General features: G+C 44.9%; 16 protein-coding genes. 2 read left to right on the top strand and 14 right to left on the bottom strand.

The window, feature by feature from the left end; all coding sequences use genetic code 11:
- Nucleotides 1–37: 37 nt before the first annotated feature.
- The 3 genes from odhB to NCCP2331_RS09600 form a co-directional block, all read right to left on the bottom strand.
- Nucleotides 38–1,261 (bottom strand): 2-oxoglutarate dehydrogenase complex dihydrolipoyllysine-residue succinyltransferase, encoded by a 1,224-nt coding sequence (gene odhB, locus NCCP2331_RS09610; protein WP_251670274.1) that lies wholly within the window; start codon nt 1,259–1,261, stop codon nt 38–40.
- 95 nt (nt 1,262–1,356) lie between these two features.
- The gene (locus NCCP2331_RS09605) at nt 1,357–4,167 is read right to left on the bottom strand and encodes a 2-oxoglutarate dehydrogenase E1 component (RefSeq protein WP_251670272.1); all 2,811 of its coding nucleotides are present in this window, start codon (nt 4,165–4,167) and stop codon (nt 1,357–1,359) included.
- A gap of 172 nt (nt 4,168–4,339) precedes the next feature.
- Nucleotides 4,340–5,416 carry an undecaprenyldiphospho-muramoylpentapeptide beta-N-acetylglucosaminyltransferase gene (locus NCCP2331_RS09600; protein WP_153721260.1) on the bottom strand — a complete coding sequence of 359 codons (1,077 nt, stop codon included), beginning with the start codon at nt 5,414–5,416 and terminating at the stop codon, nt 4,340–4,342.
- Between the two features lie 107 nt (nt 5,417–5,523).
- On the opposite strand from NCCP2331_RS09600, the gene NCCP2331_RS09595 reads away from it, so the two are divergent.
- On the top strand, nt 5,524–6,888 hold the full coding sequence (locus NCCP2331_RS09595; RefSeq protein WP_251670269.1) for an MATE family efflux transporter: 1,365 nt from the start codon (nt 5,524–5,526) through the stop codon (nt 6,886–6,888).
- Between the two features lie 50 nt (nt 6,889–6,938).
- On the opposite strand, the gene NCCP2331_RS09590 is transcribed toward NCCP2331_RS09595, so the two are convergent.
- From NCCP2331_RS09590 to NCCP2331_RS09545, 10 genes are all read right to left on the bottom strand, one after another.
- On the bottom strand, nt 6,939–7,727 hold the full coding sequence (locus tag NCCP2331_RS09590) for a CAP domain-containing protein (RefSeq protein WP_251670266.1): 789 nt from the start codon (nt 7,725–7,727) through the stop codon (nt 6,939–6,941).
- A 179-nt stretch (nt 7,728–7,906) separates the two neighbouring features.
- The gene (locus tag NCCP2331_RS09585; protein WP_251670264.1) at nt 7,907–8,809 is read right to left on the bottom strand and encodes a CobW family GTP-binding protein; all 903 of its coding nucleotides are present in this window, start codon (nt 8,807–8,809) and stop codon (nt 7,907–7,909) included.
- Between the two features lie 80 nt (nt 8,810–8,889).
- Nucleotides 8,890–10,395 (bottom strand): lmo1851 family serine protease, encoded by a 1,506-nt coding sequence (locus NCCP2331_RS09580; RefSeq protein WP_251670262.1) that lies wholly within the window; start codon nt 10,393–10,395, stop codon nt 8,890–8,892.
- An 87-nt stretch (nt 10,396–10,482) separates the two neighbouring features.
- Nucleotides 10,483–11,187, bottom strand: coding sequence for a purine-nucleoside phosphorylase (gene deoD, locus NCCP2331_RS09575; protein WP_153721264.1), 705 nt, complete (start codon nt 11,185–11,187; stop codon nt 10,483–10,485).
- A gap of 76 nt (nt 11,188–11,263) precedes the next feature.
- Nucleotides 11,264–11,488, bottom strand: coding sequence for a YozE family protein (locus NCCP2331_RS09570; protein WP_153721265.1), 225 nt, complete (start codon nt 11,486–11,488; stop codon nt 11,264–11,266).
- A 15-nt stretch (nt 11,489–11,503) separates the two neighbouring features.
- On the bottom strand, nt 11,504–11,929 hold the full coding sequence (gene msrB / locus NCCP2331_RS09565) for a peptide-methionine (R)-S-oxide reductase MsrB (RefSeq protein ID WP_264879244.1): 426 nt from the start codon (nt 11,927–11,929) through the stop codon (nt 11,504–11,506).
- On the bottom strand, nt 11,926–12,456 hold the full coding sequence (gene msrA / locus NCCP2331_RS09560) for a peptide-methionine (S)-S-oxide reductase MsrA (protein WP_251670260.1): 531 nt from the start codon (nt 12,454–12,456) through the stop codon (nt 11,926–11,928). Before msrA ends, msrB begins: the two co-directional genes overlap by 4 nt.
- 13 nt (nt 12,457–12,469) lie before the next feature.
- Nucleotides 12,470–13,042 carry a YpmS family protein gene (locus NCCP2331_RS09555; RefSeq protein ID WP_153721268.1) on the bottom strand — a complete coding sequence of 191 codons (573 nt, stop codon included), beginning with the start codon at nt 13,040–13,042 and terminating at the stop codon, nt 12,470–12,472.
- Between the two features lie 8 nt (nt 13,043–13,050).
- On the bottom strand, nt 13,051–13,854 hold the full coding sequence (locus NCCP2331_RS09550; RefSeq protein ID WP_153721269.1) for an SGNH/GDSL hydrolase family protein: 804 nt from the start codon (nt 13,852–13,854) through the stop codon (nt 13,051–13,053).
- A gap of 26 nt (nt 13,855–13,880) precedes the next feature.
- Nucleotides 13,881–14,717 (bottom strand): DegV family protein, encoded by an 837-nt coding sequence (locus NCCP2331_RS09545; RefSeq protein ID WP_251670257.1) that lies wholly within the window; start codon nt 14,715–14,717, stop codon nt 13,881–13,883.
- A gap of 83 nt (nt 14,718–14,800) precedes the next feature.
- On the opposite strand from NCCP2331_RS09545, the gene trhA reads away from it, so the two are divergent.
- On the top strand, nt 14,801–15,436 hold the full coding sequence (gene trhA / locus NCCP2331_RS09540; protein WP_251670256.1) for a PAQR family membrane homeostasis protein TrhA: 636 nt from the start codon (nt 14,801–14,803) through the stop codon (nt 15,434–15,436).
- Between the two features lie 8 nt (nt 15,437–15,444).
- Here trhA and NCCP2331_RS09535 read toward each other — a convergent pair whose 3' ends face one another.
- Nucleotides 15,445–15,924, bottom strand: a complete 480-nt coding sequence (locus tag NCCP2331_RS09535) for a dihydrofolate reductase (RefSeq protein WP_251670253.1) — start codon at nt 15,922–15,924, stop codon at nt 15,445–15,447.
- Nucleotides 15,925–15,930: the final 6 nt, after the last annotated feature.

Raw genomic sequence — 15,930 nt, 5'->3', positions numbered from 1 at the left:
GCGCATACAGCCGCGGGTCGCTTGCTTGTTTAAGTGATTAAGAACCAAGAAGAAGATCTTCAGGGTTTTCAATCAATTCTTTAACCATCTTCAAGAATCCTACTGAATCTTTACCATCAATTACACGGTGGTCATAAGAAAGTGCCACATACATCATTGGACGAATCTCGATGTTGTCTCCAACAGCGATTGGACGCTTTTGAATAGTGTGCATACCTAAGATACCTACTTGTGTACCGTTAAGGATTGGAGTAGACAATAGTGAGCCGAATACTCCACCGTTTGTAATCGTGAAAGAACCGCCTGTCATGTCAGCAATTGTCAACTTGTTGTCGCGTGCTTTTTTAGCAAGCTCCCCGATTGATGCTTCAATTTCAGCAAAGTTTTTACGATCTGCATCTACTACGTTCGGCACAACGAGTCCGCCTTCAGTAGAAACTGCGATACCGATGTCAAAGTAGTTCTTCAACAAAATTTCATCGCCATCGATCTCAGCGTTAACGTATGGATATTTCTTCAGTGCAGCAACTACTGCTTTCGTGAAGAATGACATGAAGCCAAGTCGTACATCGTTCTGATCGAAGAACTGGTCCTTCTTGCGTGAACGAAGAGCCATCACGTTTGTCATATCGATTTCGTTAAATGTAGTCAACATGGCTGTAGATTGCTTCACTTCAAGCAAGCGCTTAGCGATAGTCTGACGGCGGCGAGTCATTTTCTGGCGGGTAATACGTCCGTCGTCTTTAGACGCTGCTGCCGGTGCAGCTGGAGCTGCAGGCTGTGCTTTAGGAGCATTCGTATGAGCTGCTACATCTTGTGCGCGTACACGGCCCATTGGATCTACAGGTGATACAGCTGCAAGATCAATTCCTTTTTCACGCGCTAATTTACGTGCTGCCGGGCTTGCGATTGTACGGTCTGCTGAAGATGATTCTTCAGCTGCTGCCGGAGCGGGAGCTGCCTGTGCAGGAGCAGGTGCTGCAGATTCTTCCTTAGCAGCTTGTGGAGCTTGCTGTGCCGCTGCACCTGCAGCGCCTACAATAGCAATTACTTGGCCGACTTCAACTGTGTCGCCTTCAGCTGCCAGCAGTTCAGATACAACACCAGCTTCTTCTGAAATGACTTCAACGTTTACTTTGTCTGTTTCCAATTCAACGATGAATTCACCTTTATCAACGTTTTCACCAGGTTGCTTAAGCCACTTTGCAATTGTACCTTCTGTAATCGATTCTGCTAATTCAGGTACTATAATCTCTGCCACAATAAATTCCTCCTCGTAGATATCCCGTTTTTAACGGATTGCTACTTCATCTAAGTAGTTTTTACTTATACTGTAAAGCTTCCTTACTTGTTATATCACTTTTTCAGAGCTTCTTCAATGATTCGATTCTGTTCAGTCTTGTGAGAAGCACCGTCGCCTTCAGAAGGGCTTGAACGGTGAATGCGTCCTACATAAGAAATATCTTTTCCATCTGCGATTTCCTGCAGATATTTATAGGCAAATGACCAAGTTCCCATGTTTTTCGGCTCTTCTTGTACCCAGACCAAATCTTTCACTTTCGGGAAACGCTCAAGAATTTCTGTAATCTTATCAGACGGGAATGGATACAGCTGCTCTACACGAATCACATGCAAATGATCGAATCCTTCACCGTCTTTAATTTTTTCAGCAAGGTCTATTGCTACTTTACCGCTGGCAAACAGGATTTTCTTAACCTTTTCAGGCTTAGTACCGGTACCCGGCTGCTCAAGAACGGTCTTGAAGTGACCTTCTGTCAAATCATTGACATCAGCTCCGACTAACGGATGACGCAGCAATGATTTTGGTGTTGCGATTACCAATGGACGCTCTGCTTCGCTTCCAAGAATCTTGGACTGACGGCGCAGAACATGGAAGTAGTTTGCAGCACTGGAGATATTCGCTACTGTCCAGTTGTTCTCAGCACATAGCTGTAAATATCTTTCGATGCGTGAGCTGGAGTGTTCAGGCCCCTGTCCTTCATATGCATGAGGTAGAAGCAAGACCAGTCCTGACTGCTGACCCCATTTAGAATAGCTAGATGAAACGAACTGATCGAACATTACCTGTGCCATATTGGAGAAGTCGCCGTACTGTGCTTCCCATACTGACATAGTCTTATCTTCTTCCAAGTTATATCCGAACTCATAACCAACAATTCCTGCTTCTGTCAATGGACTGTTGTATGCCACGAATGAAGCATTAGATCCGCCGATATGGTGAAGCGGAACGAATTCTTCACCCGACTTTTCATCATGCAGGACCAGGTGGCGCTGTGCGAATGTACCGCGCTGTATATCCTGACCTGACATTCGGATCGGTTTGCCATCCTGCAAGATGGAACCGAATGCTAATTGCTCTGCATGCGCCCAGTCGATCTTTCCTTTGCCGTTGAACGGCTCTTGGCGGCGTTTTAGAATTTTATCCAGCTTGCTGAATACAGTGAAGTCTGAAGGATATGTCAGCAGTTCTTCATTCATTTTACGCAGACGGTCTTCGGAAACACCGGTTTCCAGGTCGCGCGGCAATCCGGCAAGAACAACTTCCGGGGTTGCATTCGAAATCTTAGGTGCATTTACAGATTCTTCTTTCACTCGGTCATATGCAGCCTGCATTGTCGCGATTACGGAAGAATCCATTTGTTTTACTTCTTCATCCGTCATGATGTTCTGCTCCGCAAGACGCTGTCCATACAATTGACGAACTGTCGGGTGCTTGTGAATTTCATGATACATCACTGGATTTGTCACCAATGGCTCGTCCATTTCGTTATGCCCGTAACGACGGTAGCCGATCAGGTCAATCAGCACATCTTTGCCGAACTGCTGACGGTATTCGAATGCAAGCTTGGCTACAGCCAGCACTTCTTCCGGGTGGTCTGCATTCACGTGGAATACAGGCACTTCGAAACCTTTCGCGGGATCAGATGCATAGTGTGTAGAACGGGAATCATAGTATTCAGTCGTGAAGCCTATTGTATTATTGGCGATGATATGAATGGATCCGCCTGTCTGGAAACCGCGGACTCGGCTGTAGTTGAATGATTCAGGTACGATGCCTTGTCCAGGGAACGCTGCGTCGCCGTGTACGAGCACTGCATAAGCTGCATTTGTATCCTGCTTCGGGATTCCTGGGCTATCCGTGTTTTCCTGAGCCGCTCTAGTCTGTCCTGTAATGACAGGATTGACTACTTCCAGGTGTGACGGGTTGTATCCTAAGAAACGATTTAACCCGGACTCTCCTTTATAAAGAGCGCCCATATGGTATTTTACATCACCGAACCAGCCACGGGTTACTTCCAATGAATCGTCTTTTGGCAAGAACGGGGAAGCAGGTACGCCGGCAAATTCAGCGAACATCATTTCGTATGGTTTGTTTAAGTTATGAGTTAAGACGTTCAGACGTCCTCGGTGTGCCATACCAATCAGCATTTTTTTCATTTGAGCTTCTTCAGAGCGGCGTACAAGCTCGTCAATTAAAACGACAAGAGTGTCTACCCCTTCAATAGAGAAACGTTTGGCACCGACGAATGTACGATGGATGAATTTCTCGAAGCCTTCAATTTTCGTCAGACGTTCAAGAAGATCTTTTTTCTCCTCTCCCGACAAGGTTGACTGAACGTCTCCGTTTTCAATTTTTGATTGAATCCAAGTACGCTCAGTTTCATCGATTAAGTGAGAAAATTCGTATGCAATGGATCCGGTATACAATGATTTTAAATAATTCATTGCATCGAGTCCGTTTTCTACTGATGATGGAACGTTTTTCAAGAACAAAGATGCTGGCAATCCGACCAGATCGCTTGCTGTCAGTCCGTGATATGAAAGTTCAAGACGTGACGTATCCTTCGGCCGATCGTTTAATGGATAAATGTCAGCTGCAAGGTGACCGTAAGAACGAATGGCTTCCAATAAGGAATAGACAGCCAGAACTTTGCGAAGATCCGTTCCGGAACCTTGAACAACTGCTGTCGCCTCTTCGCCTTCCGCCATCGTAGGCGCACCAAAATTCCTGAATAGCTCAGCTAACTCAGGATCTACCGCATTTGAATCTGTTTTGAACAGATCGTACATTTCCATTACATACCCAAGGTTTGGACCCGAAAATGCTGCATACGGGGAACGATGGGAATCCACATTGTTCGACATGTAATATGACCTCCACATTTGCCTATTGGCTTGTTGTGATTATTTTATATACTTCTATACAATAATAGCACGCAAATCCTAGAACTCAAAGGGATTAATACGAAGTTGTGAACATTTATAAAAAGATAATATAAAACTAGTGAAAACAGTGTTACTTAACAGTTATTATCTATTATTTCTGAAAAGACAATATCAAATCTGCCATTTTTTCAGGGGTTTTCGGCTCAGTTGTCTGCTCGATATTCGACAAAAGCCGACTTTTCTCACGTTCAAGACTTCTGAAGCGTTCTTCCAGGGGCTGATCCGAAAATTCTTCTTCTTTTACTTGTATAGCTAATCCTTTAGAAGCAAAATAAGATGCATTCAAAATTTGGTCACCGCGGCTTTTTGAAGCAGCGAGAGGAACAAGCAGCATAGGTTTATGAATAGCCAGCAATTCGAAAATGGCATTAGAACCGGCCCGTGAAACAGCGTAATCCGCAGCCGCCAGCAAATCAGGCAGCTCATCGGTCACATATTCATACTGAACATACCCCGGTAAATCATCTAACAAACGTTCTTCATTTCCTTTGCCGCATAAATGGATGATCTGATAGCTTTCCAGGAGCTGAGGCAATGCTTTTCGAACTGCTTCATTCAATAAAGCGGATCCTTGACTTCCGCCCATTACAATGAAAATAGGGCGCTCAGCAGTCAATCCGGTACGTTTCAGCCCTTCTGCACTGCTCCCGCTGAAAAGTTCGGGCCGGATAATCGGGCCGGTGCAAACGGATTTTTCAGAAGGCACATATTGCAGAGTCTGTTCAAAGACGGTAAAGATTTGTGAAGAGAACGGTAAAGCCAGTTTATTTGCAAGTCCCGGAGTGACGTCTGATTCATGAATGACGACGGGGACTTTAGCAAGTTTTGCCGCCATCACGACAGGAACTGAAACGAAACCTCCTTTTGAAAAAATTATCTCAGGCTTCAGTTTTCGGAGGATACGCAATGCCTGAAGAGTCCCCGCGCCTACCCGAAAAGGGTCTGTGAAGTTTTTCGCGGAAACATAGCGCCGCAGCTTTCCGCTCTGTATCGCATGATAAATTACTTCAGGATGACCTTTCCCGATTAGTTCCTTCTCGATACCTTCATGTGAACCAATATAATGTACTTCATATCCTTTACCCAAAAATACGGGAATTAACGCTTGATTTACAGAAACGTGTCCTGCAGTACCGCCGCCTGTTAATACAATCACCGGTCGCTTCATTCTTTACATCCTTCCCCTATGAGTTTATACAATCATTTTCCTTCGTTTTTCATGGTACAATGACTGTTGTCAAAAGAACCTTATATAAAGTTGAGGGAATAACAATCATGTCTGTCGATACAAATACTTTACAGCAAAAAATATCATTGTTCATCAAAATAATGATACCTATCTTAATTACCCAAGTTGCACTCTATTTAATGTCATTCTTCGATATTTTGATGACAGGGCGTTACGACACCTATCATCTGGCAGGTGTCACCATCGGGACTTCTTTCTGGGCACCGGTGTATACCGGTCTTGCAGGAATTTTGATGGGACTTACTCCTATTATCGCACAGCAGATCGGCGCGAAGAACAAATCGAGTGTACGCCCTACCGTCCAGCAAGCATTATACGTATCTCTTACTCTTTCGGCAATCATTTTTATTCTGATCAAATGGGCGGTGCTTCCGGCGATCATGAATATGCCGCTGGACGTTCAGGTGAAACAGGTGGCCGCGGACTATCTGACCGGAATGAGTATTGGTCTGGTACCGCTGATGGCCTATACGGTACTGCGCTCATTTTTTGATGCGCTCGGAGCCACACGCGTTTCCATGCTGATTATTTTAATTTCCGCTCCTATTAATATCGTGCTGAACTATTTATTGATCTTCGGCAATTTCGGTTTTCCGGAATTAGGCGGTGCAGGTGCGGGATATGCTTCAGGATTTACCTATTGGCTGGTATTTTTTATCGCTGCATTTATTGCCTGGTCATCCCGTCATTTTAAAGAATTTTCCTTATTCAGCGGATGGCCGCGAGTTTCATTTACCAGATGGAAAGAAATATTGGCGGTCGGCGTGCCGATCGGTCTCTCGATCTTTGTCGAGATCAGTATTTTCTCCGTTGTGACCCTATTAATGAGCAGTTATACAGCGCAAGTCATTTCTGCGCATCAGATTGCGCTGAACTTTACGTCGCTGCTCTATATGGTTCCGCTCAGTGTCTCAATGGGTACGACCATACTCGTCGGTCAGTCAATCGGCGGAGGGCGCACGAAAGATGCACGGCAATTTACGTATCTGGGAATCGGGTTTGCCGTACTCTTCAGTTTCCTATCCATATTCATCTTACTGATGCTGCGTGAAGAGATTGCTTCTATGTATACGCCGGATCCGGCAATTATTACACTTGCTGTTCACTTCTTTATCTATGCAGCCTTCTTCCAGCTGTCAGATGCCGTACAGGCACCGATACAGGGCGCATTGCGAGGGTATAAAGATGTCACGATGACTTTCTTGGTCGGTGTCTTCTCTTTCTGGATCATCGGTCTGCCGACGGGCTATCTGCTTGCTGCTTATACGGAACTGGGTGCTTACGGCTACTGGGTCGGGCTTATAGCAGGTCTGACAGTCGGCGCAGTCATTCTCTCATTCCGCTTACGATTTATTCAGAGTATGCAAACCAAGAAGTCTCTTGAGTTATAAGACTATATAAAAAGACGATGACCAATTACATAGGCCATCGTCTTTTTTACTTACTTCTGAATGAATTGCTGTGTCCAGTAATTTCCGTTTGCGTCATGTCCGATACCGATATGAGTGAATCCCGGCGTTAAAATATTCTCTCTGTGACCCGGGGAGTTCATCCATCCAGTTACGACTTCCTGCGCGCTTCGCTGACCCATCGCAATATTCTCCGCTGCTGCACGATACGTAATGCCATTCATCTTCATTTGATCAAAAGGTGAACCGTATGTAGGGCTCGTATGGGAGAAATAATTATTCTTCGCCATATCTGCAGATTTTTGTTTGGCTGACTTTTGCAGAGCAGCATCAATTTGCAATGGCTTTAATCCCGCTTTTGCACGTTCTGCATTTGTTAAATCTAAAACAGCCTGCTCATTTGCAGAGACATTAGCATTGACAGACGGCTGTTGCTGCTGTGGCTGCTCATCAGTTGGCGGCGTGCTTGGCTGCTGCGGTTTTTCAGTTGGAACGTTTGGTTTTTGCTCAGGCGTTTCCACCGGTTTGTTTGGTTTCTCGACTGGCTTTTGTTCAGGCTTTTCAACAGGTTTGCTTGGCTGCTCAGGTTTTTCCACCGGCTTGCTAGGTGTTTCAGGCTGAGGCTTTTGCAGCTCGCCATTCAAATAGCAATTATATGTTTTCCAAACATAAGCGTAAAGATCTTTGGTTTCCATATTTTCGACTTTCCACTTATACGTATGCGCCTGGGTCTGAACGGTATTGATCGTGCTTGCCTCTGTTGCATGAGTAGGCAATAAAATAGCTGAACTTAGTAAGATGATGGATAACGGTTTTTTCATCTCGGTCCCTCCTTTTCTACGTGACCAATCATAACGTTTGAGAAAAGGAGAAAACTTGATGAATATTACCAGTCTTTCCAATGAAAGCGTCAAACCTTGTCAGATCAAGAGTCCGCTTCATTCGTTTTGGCAATATTGTCCGCCTTGTAAGATTATTACCAATGAAAAGGGGTTGACAATTATTTTTCTGGGCAATATTCGATATCTTTTATCTGTTCCCCGATGATTACGAGTTTCGAAGGAATTTGCATATACTCCGGTATCCAGTTTACCATTCCATATGCATATTGGAATAAATGCGAGTATCTGGAACCTTCAAGCTGAATATACCCTTTCATCCGGTACACCGTGTCGGGCAGCGAGCGCACCCACTCTTCAAAGTGTTCCTGGTTAACGGGCTTGTCGAACGTCAGCACTTTAGATGACAGAGGCAGTCCTTTTCCAGAAGTGACTGCAAGTTTAGGAGAAGCTGCTGTGTTCATCATTTTTTCCACATAACTGAAATCTACCTTCGCATTCGTCGTTTGCACTAGCGCTGCATAACTGTTGAACTGTGTTACCTGCAACGTTACAGTCGCCAGTTCATCCGCAGTCAGCAAGTCTGTTTTATTCAGCAGCATGAAGTGCGCATGACGAATCTGCTCGAGGAACAGTGCCTGCATGCGCGGAGAAAGCTTGTCACGGTCAATCCAGCGCTTCGCATCGACAACGGTGATAATTCCTTTGACTTCCAACTGCTCGGCGAATAAAGGGGAATAGACAGCATCCAGTGCTTCTACAGGATGAGCAGCACCTGTTGTTTCAATGAAAAGTACATCGACTTCGGGATAATCCGTCAGTAAGCCCTGTAATTGCGCCTCTGTTGATTCGGCGCTTGTACAGCAGATACACCCGTTCAATAGTTCTTTCAGCGGGACCTCACCCGCCCCTTCTACAATTTGGCTGTCTATATTCATTTCTCCGAATTCGTTCATTAAGACGGCTGGCTGCTTCCCCGATTTTTTCACCTGTTCGATCAGCTGAACGAGCAATGACGTTTTCCCGCTGCCGAGAAACCCGCTCAGTAAATAGACATCTATCAACTTTCCTCATCCTTTCTTCCGTAAAAACGCGTCCTAGCTCAAATCAGCTGGACGCGTTTTTGGGTCCGTAGTCATACGGATTACTTTTTTAGTTCTTTTAAGACGACTTCTTTCGCTTTCAATAACTGAGGATCATCTTTTTTCATTTTCTCGCGAAGTTTTTGCATTAAGCCGATTGTCGTATCGCCAGTCAGAATACCTGTCTGTTCGACAGAGAGATCTTTCTGCAGTTGTTTCACTGCCTGTGATGTGCTTTCGTCATATAGACCGTCAGCTTCTCCCGGATCATACCCCACTGCTTCGAGCATCTCTTCTGCTGCCTGAACGGCAGGCGATACTTGTCCTTCTTTCAGTTCCTCAGATGAATCCAGGAAAGGAAGGCTTGCGTATGGAGGATACGGCACCTTGACATCCGGCTCGATTCCCTTCTTGTGAATCCAGTTGCCGTCAGGTGTCAGCCACTTTGCAGTTGTCAGTTTCAAATTCGAACCATCCTGCAGTTGTGTAGGCGTCTGTACCGTTCCTTTACCGAACGTTTTTACACCGACGATCGGAATATGCGCAGACTCTTTCAAGGCACCCGCTAATATCTCAGAAGCCGAGGCACTGCCGTCATCCACGATGAGCGCCACCGGGATCTCTACTTTTTGGCCATTTGATGCCGGGAAGATCTCAGGCTGTCGACCTTTTTCCTGTGTTTGGAATAATGCCTTGCCTTCGTCTACAAATAAGTCGGAAATATCGATTGCCGCGCTCAAAATACCGCCCGGGTTCTGACGCACGTCGATCAGCACGCCCTGCATGCCTTTTTCCGTCATTTCATTTAATGATTCCAATAATTCTTGATACGTATTTTCAGAGAAAGATGTAATATTAATATGTGCAATCTTATCATCCAGCATTTCTGCATACACCGTATGGATTGGAATCACATCACGTACAATTTTCACATCAAACGGTTCTTTATGTGTACCGCGCTGCACCGATAACGTAACGGTCGATCCTTTTTCTCCCCGAATCAACAGCACTGCTTCCGAAGAAGACATGCCTTGAATACTTTTTCCATCTACTGACATAATCGTATCATTCGGAAGAAGGCCTACTTTTTCAGCCGGTGAATTCTTTATCGGCGATACAATGCTGATATAGCCGTTTGACTCCTGGATCTCCGCACCAATCCCTTCGAAACTCGACGAAATGCTTTCATTCAGCTGTTTAGCTTCTTTTTCATTCAGATAGTCGGAATACGGATCGCCAAGTGCGTCGACCATGCCGTTAATTGCACCGTCTATTACATCCTGGTCATTGATTTCATCAAAATAACTTTGTTTCAATTGATCGTATGCATCGAAAAGTTTTTTGAATTCTTTTCGTTCACTGCCCACTTGCTGCGGTTTCACAACCTCTACTACTTTATCTTCTCCAACTGTCAACGCAACAAATGTGACTGCTGCGGTTGTTAAGACGAGCGCAAAGATGAGCATGATCAACGAAAACGGTTTAATACGGATATACCGGCTAGGTTCCGGTTTTATTTCCGGTTCCGGTTCCGGCATGCCGTTTTCTTGTGAATCGTTCTCGTTCATCGTCTTCCCTACTTTCTATACTCTCATGAAAAGAACCGCTGCCAAGAGCGGTCTTTTCGGGAGAGTTCTGTATCAGTTCTGTATGGATTACTCAGCAATTGCCGCTTCAAGAGCCACTTCAATCATTTCATTGAATGTAGTCTGGCGTTCTTCCGGTGTCGTGATTTCGCCTGTCAGAATGTGGTCACTTACAGTTAATACAGCAAGTGCCTGGCAGCCGTAGCGTGCAGCAAGTGTATAAAGGGCTGCTGCTTCCATCTCTACAGCCAGTACGCCGTGACGCGCCAAATTCTCGTGCTGACCGTCTTCATTATAGAAGAAATCTTCTGTATAGACGTTACCCACCTGTAAATGAAGGCCCTTTTCTTTCCCTGCATTATATGCCTTCATCAGTAAATCAAAGTTTGCGATCGGCGCATAACGAATAGGTCCGAATGATACATCATTCAATGAAGAGTTAGTCGTAGCAGCCTGCGCCAGAATGACATCGCGTACCTTGACGTCTTTTTGAATCGCTCCGCACGTTCCTACACGTATTAATTTTTTCACCCCGAATTCCTGCATCAGTTCTGTTGTGTAAATTGATATAGATGGAACACCCATGCCTGTCCCTTGAACAGAAACACGTTTCCCTTTATACGTGCCTGTGAAGCCGAACATATTCCGTACTGAATTATACTGCACTACATCTTCTAAAAAAGTTTCGGCAATATACTTCGCACGCAGCGGGTCTCCGGGCAATAGAATCGCTTCTGCGATATCCCCTTGTTTTGCATCAATATGTATACTCATTTGATTCAGCCTCATTTCACTATTTTGTTTTTATCATACAGTGAATAATGGCGAGATGCAATGAAGACCTCGCCGTTCACCTGCTGCATACATCCTGGTAGATCGCATACAATTCGTCAAAAGTGACAGAGCTCAAATCGGCATCTGCCTGATCTTCAATATAGCGTGACAGCAAATCAAATTCCTCTTCATTTTTCGGAAAACTGGCATCACGAAACATTTTCTCTGCGAACATGGCTTTCAGATCATCTTTCCCGCCGCCGCGGTATCTCAGCGCAAAATGATAAAAGGATCGGTCCATCGCCGTCACCTTCCCTTACTCAAATAATCCCTTATATTCTCCATAACCTTCTTTGTCCAGGTCGGTTGCCGGGACAAATCGCAGGGATGCAGAGTTGATACAGTAGCGCAGTCCGCCTTTATCAGACGGTCCATCCGGGAAGACATGTCCCAAATGGGAATCTGCTGTTTTACTTCGTACTTCAGTGCGGCGCATGCCGTGAGCCGTATCAAAATGCTCCGTTACTTCCGCTGTTTCAATCGGCTTCGTAAAGCTCGGCCATCCGCAGCCTGCATCATATTTATCATTTGAGCTGAATAAAGGCTTGCCAGAGACGATATCGACGTAGATTCCGTCTTCATAATGTGCGTCAAACTCATTGCGAAAAGGCGGTTCAGTACCGCTTTCCTGTGTGACGTGATACTGCATTTCGGTTAATCGATTTTTCAAGTCTTCCTTCACGAGCGATCCCCCCAATGTTGTTGGATAAATCCTGCCCGGCCTGAGCCGACAGAATAACGTTCATAATGCCCCGGGTTCTTTTCATAGTATTGCTGATGATACTCTTCTGCCGGATAAAACGGATGGGCAGGCAGAATTTCTGTGACGACCGGCGAATTAAATTTGCCGCTTGCTTGCAATTCATTCTTCGACTCTTCCGCTTCTCTCTGCTGTTCAGGAGAGTGCGTGTAGACTGCGGATTTATATGATTCACCGCGATCACCGAATTGTCCGCCTGCATCTGTAGGGTCAATCACCTGCCAGAAAATATTCAGTAATTCGGGATACGAAATAATTTCATCATCAAATTCAATCTGGACAGCTTCGCGGTGGCCTGTCGTATTAGAACAGACTTCTTCATAAGTCGGATTCGCTTTATGCCCTCCCGTATAACCTGATGTGACGGAACGTACCCCATCGTATAAATCAAACGGTTTAACCATACACCAGAAACATCCGCCTGCAAATGTTGCGTATTGTGTAGCCATATGTGCAGCCTCCTTAGTTTTTTGGAATTAATACTTCCAATATAATATCATTTTCAGCTAAATTCACTTCTTTTGCCTTCACTTGTACATCTCCGGATATCGGCAGATCCTGTAAATTGATAAAAATCTCTTCTTCTTTTGCGCGTACAACCATCCAAGACGGCAGCTCCACTGAATTTTTCAGTAATTTCAAAACAGTTGATGGAGGAATCGTTAAATGTCCTAATTCCATAGACGATTGCTTAAGGATTAAGTTTCCATCCTCTTGCACTACCGGATCAAAATGCATGGCCAGCGGCAGTGTATATGAAAATACCGTCAATTCAGATGTCAGCAGCACGTCGTCACGCATTTCGAGTTCAACCGGGAGCGATCCTTTTACCGCTTTCCGAATATACGTATTCGCAATACCTTCAAAGTTTTCTTTCGTTGTATTCAGTTCCAGCGTATAGCCTTCCGTCTGTGTGGCGTCTGATTCGGGAAGAGGAGGTGATGTAGTCGTACCGCCAATCAATAAAATCAGGCCGACAAGCGATGCGGCGACCAGTCCTGCCAGGCTGAAAAATGCTATTTTCCAAAAATTCATTCTTGCATTCACTCCACTTCCAGCTCAATCGCAGAACATTTTTTCATCTCTTCGACAAATCGATCTGCCATCAAATCATATCCTTTACTGTTCGGATGAAAGAAATCTGTATGATAGACCATGTTTTTATTCGAATTAAATAAATCTTTTACAGGTACGAAACAGGCTGCCCCGTCCTTTTTCACCTGCTCTTCCAGCGAAGCGTTCCAATCATCGACAATCTCTTCAAATTCCTGCACCTCATCCGTCACGACGGTAAATGGATTATACATTCCCGCCACAATAATTGGCGCGTTCGGATTCAGCAATCGTATCAAATGGAACAACTCTTCCATCCTGTTTTCGAATTTTCCGAGTTCCTTATAAAAATCCGAAAGTTTCATCTTCATAAAATTTCCCTTAACTACTTTCATCAAATCATTGCCGCCCATGGTAAAGACGATATAATCTGCTTGTACGATCGCTTCCTGAACTTCGGGATCTTCCAATTGGTCTAAAAACTGGTCACTCCGCCGTCCTCTTTTGGCTAAATTCACGGCATCTATTTCCTTTATACCTTTCCATTGTTCCATTTCTGCTGTCAAGCGTCCGAAGTAACCGCCTTCTTTACGTTCATCTCCCACTCCCTGTGTCAATGAATCTCCTAGACCGAGGACATTGACGCGTTGCGGAACAAAATATTCCGGAATGGAAAATGGTTCAAAGAGAACAGGTTCTCTTTCTGGCAATGTCGTTTCTTTTTGGCTAAATGGTGCTTGGCACCCCGATATGAACAATGAGAAGACGAATAACAGCATGATCATTCTTCTCATAAACTCTATCTTCCCCTCTTACATTATCAGTCTGTGTAAAACATAAATCCAATCGCACCTTCGCCGGTATGCGTACTGACGATCGGCGTAGTAAATGTGAGTTTCACTTGGATGCCCATTTCTTCAATCTTTTGCTTTAACGGCTCGGCCATCGCGAGCCCATTGGCATGAGCAATCCCGACACTCCGTATAACTTTCCCTGCCGTCTCGTTTTTAAACTCATTCATCAAGTAGGTAACGACCTGTTTATGACTGCGAGCTTTTGCGACAGGCGTATACACGCCATCCTTCAAAGTCGCAATCGGCTTGATATTCATCAGTGAACCGAACATTGCTTTGCCCTTCCCGATACGTCCGCCCTTCACTAGATTATCAAGAACGTCCACGACTACGTACAGGGAAGAGCGTTTGCGGACGCTTTCTACCGCCTCTGCAATCTCATCACGGGACTTCCCTTCTTCCGCGAGACGACAGGCTTCTAGCACTTGGAATGTCAGCGCATGTGAAATGTACATAGAATCAATAACGGTTACGTCTGACGCGGATGCCTGTGCTGCCGTTTCTGCAGATTTCACCGTGCCGCTCATCCCTCCCGTCATATGGATCGAAATAATCTGGGAACCGTCCGCCCCCAGTTCATCATATAATTTCTGAAAGACACCCGACGCAGGCTGCGAACTTTTTGGAAGTTCCTTTGATTCGCGCATAAGGTCTAAAAATTCATCTGGCTGAAGTTCTACTCCATCTATATACGACTGATTATTGATTTGAAGCGTCAGCGGTACAACATGAATCTGATATTTTTCAATCATTTCTTCTGTCAAGTCTGCAGTTGAATCTGTGACAATGTGTATTTTTTTCATGTGAACTGTCTCCTTTGTCAAGTGCGGTATGCGATTTTCTATTATTTGTTTGCTATAGTGTTCATTGAAGGGGGTGTCGTCAGTTGAATGACGCATTTGATTATAAAAATCTGAAAGAGGAACGCTTGAACGCGATCACTCATGCTATCGGCTTTGTGCTGAGCATACCTGCACTGGTTTACCTGATTTTGGCAGGCGTTCATCGCGGCTCTGCAATCGCCATCGTCAGTTTCACCATATTCGGCGTTTCCATGCTGCTGTTGTTTTTAATGAGTACGTTACTACATAGTATGCCTATTAAGGTGAAAGAGATTTTCGCCATATTAGACCATTCTTCAATTTACGTTCTAATTGCAGGCACCTATACACCATTTATGCTCGTTACATTAAGAGGAGCATTGGGCTGGACATTGTTCGGCATCATATGGGGTCTCACACTGCTCGGAATTTTATTCAAGATTTTCTTCATTAACCGGTTTGAAAAAGCTTCCCTCGCGCTGTATATCATCATGGGCTGGCTGATCATTATTGCCATCAAGCCGCTTTATGAACAGCTGCCGGCTGCAGGATTCTGGCTGCTGGTGACTGGCGGGATCTTCTACACATTCGGTTCTGTCTTTTTCGCATGGCGCCGCCTGCCGTACAATCATGCAATTTGGCATCTATTCGTCATCGCAGGCAGTGCATGCATGTATTTCAGCGTCCTTCTTTATGTATAAGGGCGCTGTTATTTTTTGTCCCAAATTTGATAGACATACGGCGTGCCGTCTTCCGCATATTGTGTATCGGACTCATTCGTCAGTTGAAAGCCTTCATTATATTCCGGGAAAAATGTGTCACCCGGATAGGACTTTTCGATAACAGTCACGTATAGCCGGTCAGCCGTTCCCATCGTCATTTCAAAAATCTGCGCTCCGCCTATGATCATCACTTCTTCTGCATAGTCTCTTGCTTTCTGAATGGCTGTATCCAGATCATGTACGACCACTGTGCCTTCCGCCTGATACGATTCATTTCGCGTAATGATGATGTTCAATCTGCCTTTAAGCGGACGTCCGATCGAATCGAACGTCTTCCTTCCCATCACCATTGCTTTTCCCATGGTCTTTTCTTTGAAGTAAGCCAGTTCTTCTGGAATATGCCACGGCATTTGGTTGTCTTTTCCTATCACTCGATGCAGATCATGTGCCACTAGTAATGAAATCAACTGTTT

Source organism: Sporosarcina sp. NCCP-2331 (genome assembly GCF_023707945.1).
Classification (GTDB): Bacteria; Bacillota; Bacilli; order Bacillales_A; family Planococcaceae; genus Sporosarcina; species Sporosarcina cascadiensis.
Note: the sequence above shows the minus strand (reverse complement) of the source record. Positions and strands in the feature narration are given on the sequence as shown.

Coding starts and splice junctions, on each gene's coding strand:
- NCCP2331_RS09545 (WP_251670257.1), bottom strand. CDS start 14,717: ATGAAAAAAATACACATTGTCACAGATTCAACTGCAGACTTGACAGAA.
- msrA (WP_251670260.1), bottom strand. CDS start 12,456: ATGGCTACACAATACGCAACATTTGCAGGCGGATGTTTCTGGTGTATG.
- NCCP2331_RS09595 (WP_251670269.1), top strand. CDS start 5,524: ATGTCTGTCGATACAAATACTTTACAGCAAAAAATATCATTGTTCATC.
- NCCP2331_RS09550 (WP_153721269.1), bottom strand. CDS start 13,854: ATGAGAAGAATGATCATGCTGTTATTCGTCTTCTCATTGTTCATATCG.
- deoD (WP_153721264.1), bottom strand. CDS start 11,187: ATGAGTATACATATTGATGCAAAACAAGGGGATATCGCAGAAGCGATT.
- NCCP2331_RS09555 (WP_153721268.1), bottom strand. CDS start 13,042: ATGAATTTTTGGAAAATAGCATTTTTCAGCCTGGCAGGACTGGTCGCC.
- NCCP2331_RS09600 (WP_153721260.1), bottom strand. CDS start 5,416: ATGAAGCGACCGGTGATTGTATTAACAGGCGGCGGTACTGCAGGACAC.
- NCCP2331_RS09580 (WP_251670262.1), bottom strand. CDS start 10,395: ATGAACGAGAACGATTCACAAGAAAACGGCATGCCGGAACCGGAACCG.
- NCCP2331_RS09590 (WP_251670266.1), bottom strand. CDS start 7,727: ATGAAAAAACCGTTATCCATCATCTTACTAAGTTCAGCTATTTTATTG.
- NCCP2331_RS09605 (WP_251670272.1), bottom strand. CDS start 4,167: ATGTCGAACAATGTGGATTCCCATCGTTCCCCGTATGCAGCATTTTCG.
- NCCP2331_RS09570 (WP_153721265.1), bottom strand. CDS start 11,488: ATGGACCGATCCTTTTATCATTTTGCGCTGAGATACCGCGGCGGCGGG.